The 15,950-nt window shown below is 71.7% G+C and carries 18 protein-coding genes; 15 read left to right on the top strand and 3 right to left on the bottom strand.

The window, feature by feature from the left end:
- Window positions 1-57 precede the first annotated feature (57 nt).
- From clpS to ABME02_RS06670, 4 genes are all read left to right on the top strand, one after another.
- Window positions 58-354 (top strand): ATP-dependent Clp protease adapter ClpS, encoded by a 297-nt coding sequence (clpS, locus tag ABME02_RS06655; protein WP_436408242.1) that lies wholly within the window; start codon window positions 58-60, stop codon window positions 352-354.
- The gene (locus ABME02_RS06660) at window positions 351-848 is read left to right on the top strand and encodes a DUF2017 family protein (protein WP_353814490.1); all 498 of its coding nucleotides are present in this window, start codon (window positions 351-353) and stop codon (window positions 846-848) included. Before clpS ends, ABME02_RS06660 begins: the two co-directional genes overlap by 4 nt.
- Before the next feature lie 90 nt (window positions 849-938).
- Window positions 939-1,346, top strand: a complete 408-nt coding sequence (locus ABME02_RS06665) for a DUF7144 family membrane protein (RefSeq protein ID WP_353814491.1) — start codon at window positions 939-941, stop codon at window positions 1,344-1,346.
- A 134-nt stretch (window positions 1,347-1,480) separates the two neighbouring features.
- Window positions 1,481-2,608 (top strand): hypothetical protein, encoded by a 1,128-nt coding sequence (locus ABME02_RS06670; protein ID WP_353814492.1) that lies wholly within the window; start codon window positions 1,481-1,483, stop codon window positions 2,606-2,608.
- 61 nt (window positions 2,609-2,669) lie between these two features.
- Here ABME02_RS06670 and ABME02_RS06675 read toward each other — a convergent pair whose 3' ends face one another.
- Complete coding sequence (locus ABME02_RS06675) at window positions 2,670-3,065, bottom strand: SHOCT domain-containing protein (protein WP_353814493.1); 396 nt, start codon at window positions 3,063-3,065, stop codon at window positions 2,670-2,672.
- Between the two features lie 182 nt (window positions 3,066-3,247).
- Here ABME02_RS06675 and ABME02_RS06680 point away from each other — a divergent pair, with 182 nt between their 5' ends.
- The 10 genes from ABME02_RS06680 to ABME02_RS06725 all read left to right on the top strand — a co-directional run bounded on the left by ABME02_RS06680 (window position 3,248) and on the right by ABME02_RS06725 (window position 12,252).
- Window positions 3,248-3,679: a DUF6325 family protein gene (locus tag ABME02_RS06680; RefSeq protein ID WP_353814494.1), complete on the top strand. Its 432-nt coding sequence runs from the start codon at window positions 3,248-3,250 to the stop codon at window positions 3,677-3,679.
- A 9-nt stretch (window positions 3,680-3,688) separates the two neighbouring features.
- Complete coding sequence (locus ABME02_RS06685) at window positions 3,689-4,051, top strand: SHOCT domain-containing protein (RefSeq protein ID WP_353814495.1); 363 nt, start codon at window positions 3,689-3,691, stop codon at window positions 4,049-4,051.
- 10 nt (window positions 4,052-4,061) lie between these two features.
- The gene (locus tag ABME02_RS06690) at window positions 4,062-4,685 is read left to right on the top strand and encodes a hypothetical protein (protein WP_353814496.1); all 624 of its coding nucleotides are present in this window, start codon (window positions 4,062-4,064) and stop codon (window positions 4,683-4,685) included.
- Window positions 4,686-4,713: 28 nt separating this feature from the next.
- Window positions 4,714-5,385 carry a GAP family protein gene (locus ABME02_RS06695; RefSeq protein ID WP_353814497.1) on the top strand — a complete coding sequence of 224 codons (672 nt, stop codon included), beginning with the start codon at window positions 4,714-4,716 and terminating at the stop codon, window positions 5,383-5,385.
- A gap of 56 nt (window positions 5,386-5,441) precedes the next feature.
- Window positions 5,442-7,316, top strand: coding sequence for an alkyl/aryl-sulfatase (locus ABME02_RS06700; protein WP_353814498.1), 1,875 nt, complete (start codon window positions 5,442-5,444; stop codon window positions 7,314-7,316).
- A gap of 2 nt (window positions 7,317-7,318) precedes the next feature.
- Window positions 7,319-8,506 carry an AI-2E family transporter gene (locus ABME02_RS06705; RefSeq protein WP_353814966.1) on the top strand — a complete coding sequence of 396 codons (1,188 nt, stop codon included), beginning with the start codon at window positions 7,319-7,321 and terminating at the stop codon, window positions 8,504-8,506.
- 145 nt (window positions 8,507-8,651) lie between these two features.
- Window positions 8,652-9,800, top strand: a complete 1,149-nt coding sequence (locus ABME02_RS06710; protein ID WP_353814499.1) for a type III polyketide synthase — start codon at window positions 8,652-8,654, stop codon at window positions 9,798-9,800.
- A gap of 3 nt (window positions 9,801-9,803) precedes the next feature.
- Window positions 9,804-10,565: a methyltransferase gene (locus tag ABME02_RS06715; RefSeq protein WP_353814500.1), complete on the top strand. Its 762-nt coding sequence runs from the start codon at window positions 9,804-9,806 to the stop codon at window positions 10,563-10,565.
- Window positions 10,558-11,721, top strand: coding sequence for an FAD-dependent oxidoreductase (locus tag ABME02_RS06720; RefSeq protein WP_353814501.1), 1,164 nt, complete (start codon window positions 10,558-10,560; stop codon window positions 11,719-11,721). The genes ABME02_RS06715 and ABME02_RS06720 overlap by 8 nt, the downstream gene beginning before the upstream one ends.
- A gap of 114 nt (window positions 11,722-11,835) precedes the next feature.
- Window positions 11,836-12,252, top strand: a complete 417-nt coding sequence (locus ABME02_RS06725) for an SRPBCC family protein (protein WP_353814502.1) — start codon at window positions 11,836-11,838, stop codon at window positions 12,250-12,252.
- 45 nt (window positions 12,253-12,297) lie between these two features.
- On the opposite strand, the gene ABME02_RS06730 is transcribed toward ABME02_RS06725, so the two are convergent.
- Entirely contained in the window at window positions 12,298-12,747 is a 450-nt protein-coding gene (locus ABME02_RS06730) for a nitroreductase family deazaflavin-dependent oxidoreductase (RefSeq protein ID WP_353814503.1), read from the bottom strand.
- 166 nt (window positions 12,748-12,913) lie between these two features.
- Between ABME02_RS06730 and ABME02_RS06735 the strand changes: the two genes are divergently transcribed.
- Window positions 12,914-15,124: an ATP-dependent Clp protease ATP-binding subunit gene (locus tag ABME02_RS06735; protein ID WP_353814967.1), complete on the top strand. Its 2,211-nt coding sequence runs from the start codon at window positions 12,914-12,916 to the stop codon at window positions 15,122-15,124.
- A gap of 60 nt (window positions 15,125-15,184) precedes the next feature.
- Here ABME02_RS06735 and ABME02_RS06740 read toward each other — a convergent pair whose 3' ends face one another.
- Window positions 15,185-15,787 (bottom strand): hypothetical protein, encoded by a 603-nt coding sequence (locus ABME02_RS06740; protein WP_353814504.1) that lies wholly within the window; start codon window positions 15,785-15,787, stop codon window positions 15,185-15,187.
- Between the last annotated feature and the right edge of the window lie 163 nt (window positions 15,788-15,950).

Raw genomic sequence — 15,950 nt, forward strand, 5'->3', positions numbered from 1 at the left:
GGCGGGATCCCTCGACGGGGACGTGCGAGCGAGCCGCGAGCGTGTCAGTCTGGGATCGTGACGTCCACCATCGAGCAGCTCGAGGCCGACCTCGTCATCGACGAGGCCGTGCGGCCCGACCTGCCCTGGCAGACGATCGTGTGGGACGACCCCGTGAACCTCATGACGTACGTCACGTACGTGTTCCGCAGCTACTTCGGCTACCCGCGGGAGGAGGCGGAGCGGCTCATGCTGCAGGTGCACCACGAGGGGCGCGCGGTCGTGGCATCCGGCAATCGCGAGGCGATGGAACGGCACGTGCACGCCATGCACGGCTACGGCCTGCAGGCGACCGTCTCGAGGGTCGAGCCGTGATCGTCGCCGGCCGCGAGGGCGGCGCCGACGGCGTGCGGATCGTGCTGGAGACCGAGGAGGCGATGCTCCTCTCCGAGCTCGCCGACCAGGTCGACTCGGTCCTGCTGCTCGGCGGCGACGACGACCCCGCCCTCGGCCGCCTCTTCCCCTCCGCCTACCCGGAGGACCGTGAGGCCGCGCACGACTTCACCCGGTACACGCGCGACAGCCTCGTCGACGGCAAGCGGCAGGCTGCGCAGTCCGTCCGCGACGCCACGGCGACGGAGCGCGATGCGGGTCTCGTCGAGATCGAGCTCGACCAAGCGCAGGCGTGGGGGTGGCTGACGTTCCTCACCGACCTCCGGCTGATCCTCGCGGAGCGGGTCGGCGTGACCGATCCCGACGAGGCCGAACCCGCCGACGACGAGCGCGACGACTACCTGCGGGCCGCCTACGAGTGGGCCGGCATCGTGCAGGGTTCGATGCTCGAGGTGCTCGACCCGATCGGTCGGTGACGGGCCGAAGGTCCCGAGGTCACGGTCCGGAATCGTAGGACGATGCGCGGAAGCGCGCCCATCGGGGGGCGTGCCGGATGGAGGCGCACGATGTCCGACACGAACGTCACGGGTTGGGTCGGCTGGGGCTGGTTCGCCGGGGTGATGATCATCATCTCCGGCGCGATCGGCGCCATCTACGGGCTCATCGCCATCCTGCTGCCGAACAACACCTACTTCCTGAAGCCCTCCGACGGGGAACTGCTGATCCTGAACGCCACCGGATGGGGGTGGCTGCACCTGTTCCTCGGCCTCTTCCTGGTGCTCGTCGGCATCGCCCTGCTCGCCGGCGCCGCCTGGGCGCGGGTGGTGGCGATCATCCTCGCGGCCTTCAGCGTCCTGGCGAACCTCATGGTGCTGCCGCTGCAGCCCTGGTGGTCGGCGATCGTCATCGCGGTCGACGTGTTCGTGATCTACGCACTGACCGTGCACGGCAAGGAGCTCGCCGCGAGGCGCTGACGGGCCGCACGTTCGCCTCGGCCGGCCGCCCCGTCGATGCTGGCCATCGTCCCCGCGGGACTGGCAGTCTGGTCCCGCGGGCCCGGCGCCTGCGCCGGTGAACGGCGCGACGGGTGCCGCTGAGCGGAGGAGCGATGTCCCAGCCGTCCTCGATCGTCGGGATCCTGCGGGAACCCACGCGGACGACCGAGTCGACCGAGTCGTCGGCGCTCATCGTCGGCGCGGTCGTGTTCGTCGTCGCCGCGCCCCTCGGCCTCCTGATGTTCTGGGGCCGCGACCTGGCGATCTCCGGGCCCGACTCGCTCGGCATGTTCATCGCCCTCGGGTCGGCCGTCGTCGCCGTGCTCGCGTTCGTCGCGGGTCGGCTGCTGCTCCGCCGGCGCTTCGGCCCGGCGCCGGACGACCCTGCCGTCGAGGACGCCGCGGCCGCGCGCAGCGCGACCGGCCCGCGGGGCGCGGCGGCGCCTCGGCTGCACTGGTTCGACGTGATCGCGCTGTCGGTGGCCCACGGCCTGATCGCGATGCTCGGCTGGGTGGCGCTGGCCGACGTGCTCGACGAGAGCTTCGTCGACGCGCCGGTGTTCCCGTTCCCCGCCGCGCTGCTGTTCGGGGTGGCCCTCGCCCTGACCGCCTACGTGTGCTTCCTCTCCGCGGTGCGGATGACGCCGATGCTCCTGTCGATCGTGCTCGCCGTGTTCCTGGTGTTCGGCATCCTCACCGCGATGCTGAGCTCCACCGACCCGCACTGGTGGCAGATGAACCTCAGCGCGCTCGGCATGACCGACGACATCTCGGCACTGGCCTTCAACCTCACGCTCGTCGTCGCCGGCGCGATCGTCACGATCGTGGCGAGATACGCGACCGCGGGGTTGCCGACCACGACGGAGAGGGACCGCCGTGGTCGGGACTACGTCCGCTACGGGCTCGTGCTCATCGGCATCCTGCTCGCCTGCGTGGGCATCTTCCCCGTCGACGAGTTCTTCGTCGTGCACAACACGGTCGCCACCGGCATGGCGGTGGTCTACGCCGTCATCGTGATCGGGCTGCCGAGGTTCCTCCCGTCGATGCCGCGCGTCTTCGTGATCCTTGGCTGGGTGTACGTCGGCGTGATCGTCGTGCTCGGGGTCTTCTTCGCGACGGGCTACTACAACCTCACCGCGGTCGAACTCGTGGCCGGCCTGCTCATCTTCAGCTGGATCATCCTGTTCCTGCGCAACAGCGGCTCGGTCGGTGCCCGGCGCGTGGTCGCCGTGACCGCCTGATCGCTCCTCGACACGACGACGGGCCGGGCACCCACGGTGCCCGGCCCGTCGTCGTGTGGATTCAGGAGCCCGCGAGCGCCTTCGCCTTGAGGGCCTCGTACTCCTGGTCGTTGATGGTGCCGGCCTCGTGCAGCGCCTTGGCCTTCGCGATCTCGTCCGACGGGCTCGCGCCGCCCGCGGTCTGGCGGATGTAGGCCTCGGTCGCGGCCTGCGCGTCGGAGGCTGCGGCCGCGGACCGCTTGGCCATCCCGTCGCCGCGAGCGATGAGGTAGATCAGGGCGGTGAGGAAGGGCAGGAAGATCAGGAAGAGGATCCAGACGGCCTTCCACCAGCCGTTGAGCTGGTGGTCGCGGAACAGGTCGCCGATGATCGCGAACAGCGCGAACAGGTAGGCGATGAAGGCGAAGCTCCAGAAGAAGATCCAGATGAAGTTCCAGAAGTTGCTCGCGAAGTCCACGGGGGTGACCTTTCCAGTCGTCGACGGGGACGCCGGATGCCGCCCCCCGAGCGTCACACTAGTGCGGCGCGGGCCCGGAGCGACAGGACCTTGGGCACGTCGGCGCGCCGCGACGTGCACTGGAATCGACACTGGCGGCGCCGCGGGGCGCCCGCATAGTCTGCTTCCCGAGGGGGGAATCCATGGCTGCATTCGAATACGGGCCGGTCGACGTCTACGTCGTGAGCTTCGAGGGCGATCGCCTCGACGAGGGGACGGCGGCTGCGCTCGGTGAACTGATGGTCGGCGACGAGATCCGGCTGCTCGACCTGCTGATCGTCTCGCGCGACGGCGACGGCGAGGTGACCGTGCGCGAGTACGAGGAGTTCCGTGACGAGGCCGGCTTCGCGGTCGTCGAGCTCGAGGCGTCCGGTGTCATCGGCGACGAGGACATCGACGAGCTCGCCGACGCCATTCCGCCGGGCACGTCCGGCGCGATCATGGCGGTCGAGCTGCTGTGGGCGAAGAAGATCGCGTCGGCGTTCGCCGCGTCCGGCGGCGAGGTGCTGCAGGTCGAGCGCATCCCGGCCACGGTCGTCAACGAGGTGCTCGCCGAGGCGAGCGACGAGGAGTAGGGGGAGATCATGCCGATTCGGAGGATGGGTCGACCGGGCCTCATCGGGATGGCCGCGCGCACCGCGGTGGTCGCGGGAACGGCGACGGCCGTGAGCGGCCGCGTCGCGCACCGCCAGCAGGGGAGGTACGCCGACCAGCAGGCCGAGGAGCAGGCGGCCGCGCAGCAGCAGTGGGAGGCCGAGCAGTACCAGGCCCAGCAGGCTGCGGCGCAGCAGGCGGCCATGCAGGCACCGCCGCCCCCGCCGCCGGCCGCTCCGGTAGCGGGCGGGGTCGACGTCGTCGCCGAGCTGCAGAAGCTCGCGACGCTGAAGGAGCAGGGCATCCTGAGCGACGCCGAGTTCGCCGCCGCGAAGGCGAAGCTGCTCGGCTGACGGCGGCGGCATGACCGGAGACGAGACGCGCGACGGGTGGACGCGCGCCACGGAGATCGTCGGCGTCTTCCTGCTCTCGGTCACCGCCGTGCTCACGGCGTGGTGCGGCTTCGAGGCGTCCAAGTGGGGCGGCGAGATGTCGATCGCGTTCAGCCAGGCGTCGAGCGCGCGCATCCAGGCGGCCTCGGCCGAGGGCGAGGCGCGCTCGGCGACGGCCTTCGACCTCACGATCTACGCGGCCTACGTGGAGGCGGTCGGCGGCGGCGAGGAGGAGCTCGCGGAGTACATCCGCCAACGGTTCACGCCCGAGTTCGAGGTCGCGTACGACGCGTGGGTGCGTGACGGCCGGGTCGAGCGAGCACCCTTCGCGCGCGAGGAGTACGTTCCCGAGGGCACGTTCGAGGCCGAGGAGCTGAGCGCCCGGGCCGACGCGAAGTTCGCGGAGGCGCTGGAGGCCAACCAGCGCGGCGACAACTACTCCCTGCTCACCGTGCTGTTCGCACTCGTGCTCTTCCTGACCGCGATGTCCCAGCGCGAGATCGCGCCCTGGGTGGCGCGCACGCTGCTGGGCCTCGCCGTGGTCGTCGCCACCGTCGGCATCGTCATCCTGTCGACCTTCCCGATCAAGATCTGACCGTGTCCGAGCACGAGGGGCGACGACCATGGGCTCAGTGATCGGTGACACCCTGCCGCTCGCGGTGGGCATCGCGATCAGCCCGATCCCGATCATCGCGGCGATCCTGATGCTGCTCTCGCCGAGGGCGCGGGCGACGAGCGTCGGGTTCCTCGGCGGCTGGGTCCTCGGCATCGCGGTGGCGGCGACGGCGTTCACGCTGCTCTCCGCGGTGCTGCCGCAGGGCGGCACGGACGACCCGAAGCCGGTCACGGCGGTCATGCAGCTCGTGCTCGGGGCGGGCCTCGTCTTCCTGGCCCTCCGGCAGTGGCGCAGCCGCCCGGCCCCCGGCGTCGAGGCGCCGCTGCCGAAGTGGATGGCGGGGATCGACTCGATGAACGCCGGTCGGGCGCTCGGGCTCGGGTTCCTGCTCGCCGCGGTGAACCCGAAGAACCTCCTGCTCGGGGCCGGCGCGGGCCTGGCGATCGGGTCCGCCGGACTGGGGGTCGGCCCGACCGCGGTGGTGCTCCTCGTCTTCACGGTCATCGCCGCGGCATCCGTCGCCCTCCCGGTCATCGCGTACCTCGCGGCATCCGACCGCATGGCGGCACCGCTCGAGCGGCTGCGCGGCTGGCTCGTGCACAACAACGCGACGGTCATGGCCGTGCTCCTGCTCGTGATCGGCGTGGTGCTGATCGGCAAGGGGATCGGCAACTTCTGACTGCGGCGTCGTGGGTCGGCGCCGGATGGACCTTCGAGGGAACGGAGACGGAGACGATGCAGCACAACGACGCGAGCGAGGCGATCCGGGCGCAACAGGCGGCGCTCGGGTCGTCGCTGCCGTTCGACGACCGGCGCGACTTCGAGGCCGCGGACCGCGGCTTCGTCGCGGCGCTCGAGCCCGGCGAGATCCGCGACGCGGAGGGCGGCGTGGTATGGGATGCGAACGAATTCGCGTTCATCGCCGGGGATGCGCCCGACACCGTGAACCCGAGCCTCTGGCGGCAGTCGACGCTCGCATCGAAGCAGGGACTCTTCGAGGTGGTCGAGGGCATCTACCAGGTTCGCGGGCTGGACCTGTCGAACGTGAGCTTCGTCGAGGGCGAGGCCGGCGTGATCGTGATCGACCCGCTCATCTCCGAGGAGACCGCCGCGGCGGCGCTCGCCCTGTACCGCGCGCATCGCGGCGACCGCCCGGTGACCGCGGTCATCTTCACCCACAGCCACATCGACCACTTCGGCGGCGTGCTCGGGATCGTCGACGCCCAGGACGTGCGACCGGGCGGCGTGCAGGTCATCGCCCCGATCGGCATCGTCGGCGAGGCCGTCGCCGAGAACGTGTACGCGGGCACCGCGATGGCCCGCCGCGCCGGCTACATGTACGGCGCCGCGCTCGAGCGCGGACCGAGGGGCGCGGTCGGCGCCGGGCTCGGGCAGTCCACTTCGAAGGGGCACCCGGGCATCCTCGTCCCGACGCTCGAGATCCGGACGACCGGCGAGACCCACGTCGTCGACGGGGTCGAGATCGAGTTCCAGATGGCGCCCGGCACCGAGGCGCCCGCCGAGATGCACTTCCTCTTCCCCGGCAGGCGCGCGCTCTGCATGGCCGAGAACGCGACGCACACGCTGCACAACCTGCTGACGCTGCGCGGCGCGCTCGTCCGCGACCCGCACGTCTGGTCGAAGTACCTCACCGAGGCGATCGAGCGCTTCGGCGACCGTGCCGACGTCGTGTTCGCCTCGCACCACTGGCCGACCTGGGGCGCCGACGAGATCCGCGAGTTCCTCGGACTGCAGCGCGACCTGTACGCGTACCTCCACGACCAGACGCTGCGCATGCTCAACCGCGGCATGACCGGTGCCGAGATCGCCGAGGAGATCCAACTCCCGCCCGCGCTCGAGGGCGCGTGGCACGCGCGCGGCTACTACGGCTCGGTCAGCCACAACGTGAAGGCGGTCTACCAGCGCTACATGGGCTGGTTCGACGGCAACCCGGCGCGGCTCTGGCCGCACCCGCCGAAGCCGCTCGCCGAACGCTACGTCGCGGCGATCGGCGGCATCGACCGCGTCGTCGAGGTCGCGCGGCAGGCGTACGACGAGGGCGACTTCCGGTGGGCGGCGACGCTGCTCGACCACGCGGTGTTCGCCGATGCGAGCCACTCGGCGGCGCGCACGCTCTACGCGGACACGCTCGAGCAGCTCGCCTACGGCGCCGAGAACGGCACGTGGCGCAACTTCTTCCTCTCCGGGGCGACGGAACTGCGCGGTGAGAACTTCGGGACGCCCACGGCGACGGCTGCACCGGAGATCCTCGCCCAGCTCTCGCCGGAGCAGCTGCTCGACGCGATCGCGATCAGCGTCGACGGGCCGAACGCGTGGGACCTCGACCTCGCGCTCGACCTGACCTTCACCGACGTCGGACGGAACTTCCGCGTCACGCTCCGCAACGGCGTGCTCGTGTACGTCGAGAAGGCGGCCGACGAATCGACCGCGCAGGCGACGGTCGCACTCGCGAAGCCGCGCATGCTCGCGCTGGTCGCCGGCGACCGCGAGAGCCCGGGCATCGACCGCAGGGGCGACACGGACGTGCTCGACCGGCTGATGTCGGTGCTGCAGCCGGGCGACCCGTCGTTCGACATCGTCCTGCCGTGACCATGGGAGGGGAGGCGCCGTCCGTCGGGGAGTCCGTGCCCGACCGGGTGCCTCCCGCCCCGGCCTCCGCCCACGCCGGCGGCCCGACCGTCCGCGCCGGCGTGACCGTCATCGCCGCGCTGCTCGTGCTCGCCGCACTGTGGTTCGCACGGGAGCTCGTCGCGCCCCTGGCTCTCGCCGTGGTGCTCGTCGTGATCGTGCACCCGATCCGGCATCCGCTCGAGCGTCGCGGCTGGCCCCGCTGGGCGGCCACGACGGTGGTCGTCTCCGTGGCGTACCTGATCCTCGCGGTGCTCGCCGCACTGCTCGTGTTCGCCGGCGTCGAGTTCGCCGACCTCGTGGTCGACGTCGTCGACGAACTGCAGGCGGCCGTGGCATCCGTCGCCGCCTGGCTCGCGTCGGTCGGGCTCGGCGACCAGCTGGCCGACGCCACGGCGTCGGCGCTCGACCCGTCGGCGCTGCTCGACCTCGCGCAGGGCCTCGGCGGGTGGCTCCTCGGGTTCCTCACCGCGGCGTTCTTCGTGCTCGCGTACGTGATCTTCATGGCCGCCGACGCGGCCCGGTACCGCCGCGCCGAGCGCGCGTTCGGCGCGGGCATCCGGCCTCGGCTCCAGCGCATCCGGGCGCTCAACTCCTCGGTCCGCCGGTACTACGTCGTGAACGCGTCGTTCGGCGCGATCGTCGCGGTCATCGACGGGCTCGCGCTGTGGGCGCTCGGCATCCCCATCCCGGCGGTGTGGGCGATCCTCGCGTTCGTGACGAACTTCATCCCGAACATCGGGTTCGTGCTCGGCCTCGTTCCGCCCGCCGTGCTCGCGTTCGTCGTCGGCGGCCTGCCGCTGCTCCTCGTCGTGATCGCGGTGTACTCGGTCGTGAACGTCGTGCTGCAGGTGCTCGTGCAGCCGAAGTTCGTCAGCGACGCGGTCGACCTCTCGCTCACGCTGAGCTTCTTCTCGGTCGTGTTCTGGACGTTCGTGATCGGCCCGCTCGGCGCCATCCTCTCCATACCGCTCACGCTCGCCGCGCGCGAGGCGCTGCTCGGCGACCACGACGGGTGGCTGCGCTGGCTCTCGGGAAACGCCGCCATCAACGCGTCGCCGGGAGCGGACGTGCGCGCGGCACCGCACGAGATCGCTGCGGATGTCCCGTCGGAGCCCGTGCCGGAGTCGACGCCGGATGAGCGAGCCTGAGCCACGGCGGTCGCGAAGCGATCCGGCTGAACGCGAGCCGTGGATGCGCGCACGATGCTGGATCGGCGACGGGCGGCGCGGCTAGTCTGCAAGCGGGAGAGGGGGCACCCATGCCGCATCGACGAACCGACCCGAGGACGACGGCATGAGCGCGGGGGTGCACCTGAGGGGGCTGTCGACCGCCGTGCCGGCGACCGTGCTTCCCCAGCCCGCCGTCCGCGACGTGTTCGCCGCGCAGCCGGGCCTCAGCCGCCTCGCGCAGCGCATCATCACGACGTCGTTCGACGTGTCGGGCATCGAACGCCGGTACAGCGTCCTCGACGAGCTGACCTTCGACGAGCGCGACGACGAACCCGTCTTCTTCGATCGGACGACCGGCGACCTGCTCCTGCCGGGCACGAAGGCGCGAAACGAGATCTACGCGGTCGAGGCGACCAAGATGTACCTCGAGGCGGGGCGGCGCGCCATCGCCGCGACACCCGGCATCGAGGCATCCGACGTCACGCACGTCGTGACGGTGTCGTGCACCGGCTTCTACGCGCCCGGGCCGGACTACATGCTCGTGCGCGACCTCGGGCTCGGGCCCGCGGTGCAGCGATACCACCTCGGCTTCATGGGCTGCTACGCGTCGATGCCCGCGCTGCGGACCGCCGCGCAGTTCTGCATCGCCGATCCCGACGCCGTCGTGCTCGTCGTGAGCGTCGAGCTCTGCACGCTGCACCTGCGCTCGTCGAACGACCCCGACACGATCGTCGCCTCGTCGCTCTTCGCGGACGGCGCGGGCGCCGGCATCGTGACGGCCCGGCCGCTGGACGACGGTGAGCGCGCGCTCTCGCTCGACCGGTTCGAGACGCGGATCACGCCCGTGGGCGAGGGCGACATGGCGTGGAAGATCGGCGACCACGGCTTCGAGATGGTGCTCTCCAACGCGGTGCCGACGATCATCGACGACCACATCACGGGGGCGCTCGAGCCCCTGTTCGCCCCGGACGACGAACTCGCCGAGAGCCTCGGGGCGGATGCCGCGGGCGAGCGGGTCGCGCACTGGGCGATCCACCCGGGCGGGCGGAGCATCCTCGACAAGGTCGAGTCTCGGTTGAAGCTCACCGAGCCGCAACTCGAGCCGGCGCGCGAGACGTTGCGCGACTTCGGCAACATGTCGAGCGCGACCGTGCTGTTCGTGCTCCGGAACATCCTCGACCGGGCGTCGTCGGCGGACGGCGACCGCGTCGCGGCGATGGCGTTCGGGCCGGGGCTCACCGTCGAGTCCGCCCTGATGACGGTGAAGGGGTGACGGATGCCGCGACCTGACCGCGGCGAGCCCGGGCTGCTGCACGCGCTCGCCACGCTCGACCACCGGGACGTGGACGCGCGGGAGCTGATGGACGACCCGGCCGCGGATCCCGCGCGGCTGGAACGCACGTTCCGCCGGTTCGGGCTGGTGAACCGCATCGTCTCGCGGCCCGCGGCCGTGTACGAGGAGTGGGTGCGGCCGCGGCTCGCGACCACGCACGGTGCGCGCCTGCTCGACATCGGCGTGGGCGGCGGCGACCTGCCGTCCCGCATCCTGCAGTTGGCCAGGCGAGACGGGCTGCGGCTCGAGGTCGTCGCGATCGACCCTGACGCGCGCGCCGTGGCGGCGGCCTCGCGCTTCGCGACGCGAGGGTTCGAGGCCCGGGTGGCGACGACCGCCGACCTCGTCGCCGAGGGCGAGACGTTCGACGTCGTCTGGTCGAACCACGTGCTGCACCACCTCGGCGCCGCCGAGCTCGGCGCCCTGCTCGCCGACACCGAGCGCCTGGTCGCGCCGGGAGGCATCGGCGTGCACGGCGACATCGAGCGCGGCCGCGGCGCCTACCTGGCGTTCTGGGCCGCGACGCTGCCGTTCGCCTGGAACGTCTTCGCGGGCTCGTTCATCCGCCCCGACGGGCTCACCTCGATCCGGCGCAGCCACACCGCGCCCGAGCTCGCCCGCGCCATCCCGCGCGGCTGGCGTGTCAAGCGCGGCTTCCCGTCACGGCTCGAACTGGTGTGGGGCAGCGAGATCCCGAATGACTGAGGCGGAGCCGTCGGCGAGGCGGATTCACGACGTGGTCGTGGTCGGCGGCGGCGCCGTCGGCCTCCTGCTCGCGTGCCTCCTCGCGCGCCGCGGGCTCGACGCGGTGGTCCTCGAACGCCGGCGGGCACCCGACCCGGCCGCCACGCCCTCGCGTGCGATCGGCATCCACCCGCCCGGGCTCCGCGCCCTGGCGGCCGCGGGCATCGGCGACGAGGTGCGGCGCCGGGCCGTGGTCATCCGCGACGGCCGCGTGACGTGCGACGGGCGCACGCTCGGACGCCTGCGGTTCCCCCGCTCCGGGCTGGTGCACTCGCTTCCGCAGCTCGAGGTCGAGGCCCTTCTCGAGGAGCGGATCGACGGCGCCCGCACCGTCTCGCTCCGACGCGGCGTCGAGGTCACCGGCGTCACCGACCGTGGGACGCACCTCGTCGTGCACGCGATCGACGGCGAGTCGCCGCTCGACGTCCCGGCGCGCTACGCCGTCGGGGCCGACGGCGTGCGCAGCGGCATCCGCTCGCTCATCGGAGCCGACTGGAAGCCGCGCCGCGGTCGTGCGTCGTACGTCATGTGCGACACGCGCGACGACACCGGGGCGCCCGAGACCGCGCTGCTGCACTTCGAGCCGGCCGGCGTCGTCGAGTCGTTCCCGATGCCGGGCGGGCGGCGCCGGTGGGTCGCGCGGGTCCGGCGCGAGCCGACGGTGCTCGATGCCGCCGCGGTCGCGACCGTCGTCGAGTCGCGTACCGGATCGTCGTTCGACACGGATGCCGCGACCGGGCCGTCCGCGTTCGTGGCGGCGCAGCACGTCGCCCACCCGATGTCCTCGGGTCGCGTCGCGCTCGTCGGGGACGCCGCGCACGAGATCAGCCCGATCGGCGGGCAGGGCATGAACCTCGGATGGAGCGACGCCGTGCACCTGGACCGGGAGCTCGCCGCCGCGCTCGCCGCGGCCGCGCCGATCGACGTGTTCGCGGCCTACGACCGGTCGCGTCGGGCGGCCGCGCTGCGCGCGACGCGGCAGGCCGCGTTCAACATGCGCATGGGCGCGCCGGCGACCGGCGTGCGGCTTCGGACGCGCAATGCGGCCGTGCGCGTGCTCGGGCTGCCGGGACTGCGCGGCGTGCTCGGTCGGGCGTTCACGATGCAGTGGCTGTGACGGTGACGCCCGGTCCCGGGGCGTTGCCGCGCCCGGTCGGTGGTGCTTGACTCGTCGTACACCACGTCGACGGTGCGAGGCGGCTCGCTCCGCACCCTCGGGCAGGAGGATGCCATGTGGGTCGAGAATTCACTGCACATCGCGCGGCCGCTGGGGGCGGTCTTCGCCTGGTACGCGGGCGCCCACGCCGAGAACCACCCGCGTTGGGATGCGGACGTCTCGCTCGAGCGGACGTCAAACGAACCGACCGGGGTCGGCACCGTGTTCCGGCGCCGGAACACGCGCTACGGCGAGCCGGTCGAGGGCACCATGGAGGTGGTCGAGTACGAGCCGCTCCGCTCGTTCGGCGTGGTGATCCGCGAGGGCGGCTTCGAGATGCCGGCGCGCGCCGAGTTCGCGGCCGACGGCCCGGACGCGACGCGCATCACGATCTCGGTGAGCGTTCCCGACTCGGTCGACGTCGGCCTCATCCGCTCGCGGATGAGCCGGAGCGCCGAGCACATCGTCGCGCTCGCCGAATCCGACCTCTGAACCCCGGCGTCCGCGCCGCATCGCCGACGCCGCCCAGGGCGCTCGTCAGCCCGCGTCGGGTTCGAACGGCGTGAGCACGAAGATGGGGATCTCGCGGTCGGTCTTCGACTGGTAGCCGTCGTAGTCGGGCCAGACCTCGGTGGCGCGCGACCACCAGGCGTCCTTCTCGGCGCCCGTGACCTCGCGGGCGAGGTAGTCGCGCTTGACCGCGCGGTCCTGCAGCTCGACGTGCGGCTGCTGCTTCAGGTTGAAGTACCACGACGGGTGCTCGGGGTCGCCGCCCTGCGACGCGACGACCGCGTACTCGCCCTCGTGCTCGACGCGCATGAGCGCGGTCTTGCGCAGCTTCCCGCTCTTCGCGCCGACCGTGGTCAGCACGATGACGGGACGGCCGCGCAGCGAGTTCGCTTCGCGCCCCTCCGTGGCCTCGTAGGTCTCGGCCTGGTCGCGCGCCCACTTCGATGTGCTCGGCGCGTAGTCGCCCTTCAGCGGCATCCGTTCCTCCTCGTTCGGGTCCGTGCTCCACGGTAACGCTCGCACTGCGCTCGTGATTCCCGCGCGGCGGATGCCCGTTTCGGGGACGGGCGTCCGGAATAGTGCTGCCGATCTGCAAGTTGAGCGTAGTACACTCAACTTTGTCGAAAGGAGCCCCGTGGCCAACATGCAGGGCGCGCCGAGCTCGCAGGAGGAGCAGAAGTCGGCGCTCGAACAGTACGGCGTCAACCTCACCGAGATCGCCAAGCAGGGCAAGCTCGACCCCGTGATCGGGCGCGACGCCGAGATCCGGCGCGTCAGCCAGGTGCTCACCCGCCGCACCAAGAACAACCCCGTGCTCATCGGCGAGCCCGGCGTCGGCAAGACGGCCGTCGTCGAGGGGCTCGCCCAGCGCATCGTGGCCGGCGACGTCGCCGACTCGCTGAAGGACAAGCAGCTCGTCGCACTCGACATCTCGGCGCTCGTCGCGGGCGCCATGTACCGCGGCCAGTTCGAGGAGCGCCTGAAGGCGGTGCTCAAGGAGATCAACGACGCCGAGGGCCGCATCATCACCTTCGTCGACGAGCTGCACCTGCTCATGGGCGCCGGCGGCGGAGAAGGGTCGGTCGCGGCCTCCAACATGCTGAAGCCGATGCTCGCCCGCGGCGAGCTGCGTCTCATCGGCGCGACCACGCTCGACGAGTACCGCGAGTACATCGAGAAGGACGCCGCGCTCGAGCGCCGCTTCCAGCAGGTCTTCGTCGGCGAGCCGAGCGTCGAGGACACCGTCGCCATCCTGCGCGGGCTCAAGGGCCGGTACGAGGCCCACCACGGCGTGACCATCACCGACGCCGCCCTCGTGGCCGCCGCCGCGCTCTCGAACCGGTACATCTCCGCGCGGCAATTGCCCGACAAGGCCATCGACCTCATCGACGAGGCGATGTCGCGCCTGAAGATGGAGATCGACTCGAGCCCCGTCGAGATCGACCAGCTCAAGCGCCAGGTCGACCGGATGCGGCTCGAGGAACTCGCCCTGAAGAAGGAGAAGGACGACGCGTCGAAGGAGCGGCTCGAGCGCCTGCACGAGACGCTCCTCGAGAACGAGCGCGAGCTCGCCGCGCTCGAGGAGCGCTGGTCGCGCGAGCGGATGTCGCTGAACCGCGTCGGCGAGCTGAAGAAGCGCCTCGACGAGGCGATGACCGAGCGCGACCGCGCGATGCGCGAGGCCGACTACGCGAAGGCATCGAAGCTCGAGTACGAGACCATCGCGCAGCTCCAGCGCGACCTCGAGGCAGCCGAGCAGGCCGAGCAGGCGCCCGACGAGCCGCGCATGGTGAACGAGCAGGTCACCGAGGAGGACATCGCCGCGGTCATCGCGCAGTGGACCGGCATCCCCGTCGGCCGGCTCATGCAGGGCGAGACCGAGAAGCTGCTCCACCTCGAGCAGGAGCTCGGCCGTCGGGTCATCGGCCAGCGCCGTGCGGTCGAGGCGGTCGCCGACGCGGTCCGCCGCGCACGGGCCGGCGTCTCCGACCCCGACCGCCCGACCGGTTCGTTCCTGTTCCTCGGACCGACCGGTGTCGGCAAGACCGAGCTCGCCAAGGCGCTCGCGTCGGTGCTCTTCGACGACGAGCACGCCATGGTGCGCATCGACATGTCGGAGTACGGCGAGAAGCACTCGGTCGCGCGGCTCGTCGGCGCACCTCCCGGGTACATCGGCTACGAGCAGGGCGGTCAGCTCACCGAGGCCGTTCGTCGCCGCCCGTACTCGGTGATCCTCTTCGACGAGGTCGAGAAGGCGCACCCCGAGGTGTTCGACGTGCTGCTGCAGGTGCTCGACGACGGGCGGCTCACGGATGGCCAGGGCCGCACGGTCGACTTCCGCAACGTGATCCTCGTCCTTACCTCCAACCTCGGTTCGCAGTTCCTCATCGACCCGACGCTGTCGTGGGAGGAGAAGGAGGGCGCCGTGATGGCGGCCGTCCGCCAGGCGTTCAAGCCCGAGTTCGTGAACCGCCTCGACGACCTCGTCGTCTTCTCGGCGCTCACGCAGGAGGAGCTCGGCGAGATCGTGAACCTCTCCATCGACCGGCTCACCGCGCGACTCCACGAGCGGCGGCTCGAGCTCGGCGTGACGCCCGACGCCCGCACGTGGCTCTCCGAGCGCGGGTACGACCCGCTGTTCGGCGCGCGGCCGCTGCGCCGGCTCATCCAGACCGAGGTGGCCGATCGGCTCGCCCGGGCGCTGCTCGCCGGCGAGATCCGCGACGGCGACACGGTCGTGGTCGGCCTCGCCGACGGCGGCGAGCACCTCACGGTGACGCGCGCGCCCGAGGCGGGCGTCGGGCCCGAGGGCGGCGAGCACGACGTGATCGACGCGGAGATCGTCGAGGAGTGACCTTCACTGCCTCGGGGCCGCGGGTGCGATCGCCCGCGGCCCCGAGGTCGGGCGGAATCCTCAGCCCAGCAGCGTGACGATGTCCGCGCAGAGGTCGCGGTCCCAGGTCTCGAACAGTCCGTGCGGACCCTCGATTCCGAGGAACCCGTTCTCGACGTCGCGGTCGTCCGACGGGTCGCCGGGCGTCCCGTTGTGGTCGACCAGGAAGGAGACCGAGAAGGCGCCTGCATCCAGGAACACGCGTCGGCCGTCCGGGCCGGTGTACTGCGTGCTGCCGGTCACGAGCACCGTGACCGTGAGCGTGCCGTCTCCGTTGTCGACGACCGAGCCTTCGCGGTCGCCGCCGCGGAACTCCATCGTGTAGGTCTTGCCGTTCTCCACATTCGTGTAGACCTCGACCGACCGATAGCTCGCGAGGCCGTACGAGAGGCCGTCACCGCGCGAATGGCCGACGAAGGTCCCCTCGGTCCGCCGGTCCCAGAGCACGTCGAACGGCACCGTCCCGCCGCACCACTCCGGGCCGTGGGCCTCCTGCTCGATATGACTGTCGGTCTCGGTGAAGTGGTCCACCTCCGGCGGGCCGGCGGCGAACGCCGGCGCCGGTGCGGCGACGGCGACCCCCATGACGACGGCGACACCGGCGATTGCGGTCTTGAGTTGCATGCGATCCTCCGATCACGCGCGCGGCTCCGCACCGCGGGGTCCGGTGTGTCCGGACCGGGACGACCGTACGGCGGGCGAGAGAACGGCCGCATCCGTGGAACCCCGGCCTCGGCACCGTGGCAGCGCGGGTCGGGGCGGGGAAGCCCCGTCCCCGGTCGCCGGT

The sequence above is a fragment of the Agromyces zhanjiangensis genome (assembly GCF_040496055.1).
Classification (GTDB): domain Bacteria; phylum Actinomycetota; class Actinomycetes; order Actinomycetales; family Microbacteriaceae; genus Agromyces; species Agromyces zhanjiangensis.

Bases quoted from the DNA above. Each gene is read 5' to 3' on its own strand.
- ABME02_RS06665 (WP_353814491.1), top strand. From the start codon at position 939: ATGTCCGACACGAACGTCACGGGTTGGGTCGGCTGGGGCTGGTTCGCC.
- ABME02_RS06670 (WP_353814492.1), top strand. From the start codon at position 1,481: ATGTCCCAGCCGTCCTCGATCGTCGGGATCCTGCGGGAACCCACGCGG.
- ABME02_RS06680 (WP_353814494.1), top strand. From the start codon at position 3,248: ATGGCTGCATTCGAATACGGGCCGGTCGACGTCTACGTCGTGAGCTTC.
- ABME02_RS06685 (WP_353814495.1), top strand. From the start codon at position 3,689: ATGCCGATTCGGAGGATGGGTCGACCGGGCCTCATCGGGATGGCCGCG.
- ABME02_RS06690 (WP_353814496.1), top strand. From the start codon at position 4,062: ATGACCGGAGACGAGACGCGCGACGGGTGGACGCGCGCCACGGAGATC.
- ABME02_RS06695 (WP_353814497.1), top strand. From the start codon at position 4,714: ATGGGCTCAGTGATCGGTGACACCCTGCCGCTCGCGGTGGGCATCGCG.
- ABME02_RS06700 (WP_353814498.1), top strand. From the start codon at position 5,442: ATGCAGCACAACGACGCGAGCGAGGCGATCCGGGCGCAACAGGCGGCG.
- ABME02_RS06705 (WP_353814966.1), top strand. From the start codon at position 7,319: ATGGGAGGGGAGGCGCCGTCCGTCGGGGAGTCCGTGCCCGACCGGGTG.
- ABME02_RS06710 (WP_353814499.1), top strand. From the start codon at position 8,652: ATGAGCGCGGGGGTGCACCTGAGGGGGCTGTCGACCGCCGTGCCGGCG.
- ABME02_RS06715 (WP_353814500.1), top strand. From the start codon at position 9,804: ATGCCGCGACCTGACCGCGGCGAGCCCGGGCTGCTGCACGCGCTCGCC.
- ABME02_RS06720 (WP_353814501.1), top strand. From the start codon at position 10,558: ATGACTGAGGCGGAGCCGTCGGCGAGGCGGATTCACGACGTGGTCGTG.
- ABME02_RS06725 (WP_353814502.1), top strand. From the start codon at position 11,836: ATGTGGGTCGAGAATTCACTGCACATCGCGCGGCCGCTGGGGGCGGTC.
- ABME02_RS06730 (WP_353814503.1), bottom strand. From the start codon at position 12,747: ATGCCGCTGAAGGGCGACTACGCGCCGAGCACATCGAAGTGGGCGCGC.
- ABME02_RS06735 (WP_353814967.1), top strand. From the start codon at position 12,914: ATGCAGGGCGCGCCGAGCTCGCAGGAGGAGCAGAAGTCGGCGCTCGAA.
- ABME02_RS06740 (WP_353814504.1), bottom strand. From the start codon at position 15,787: ATGCAACTCAAGACCGCAATCGCCGGTGTCGCCGTCGTCATGGGGGTC.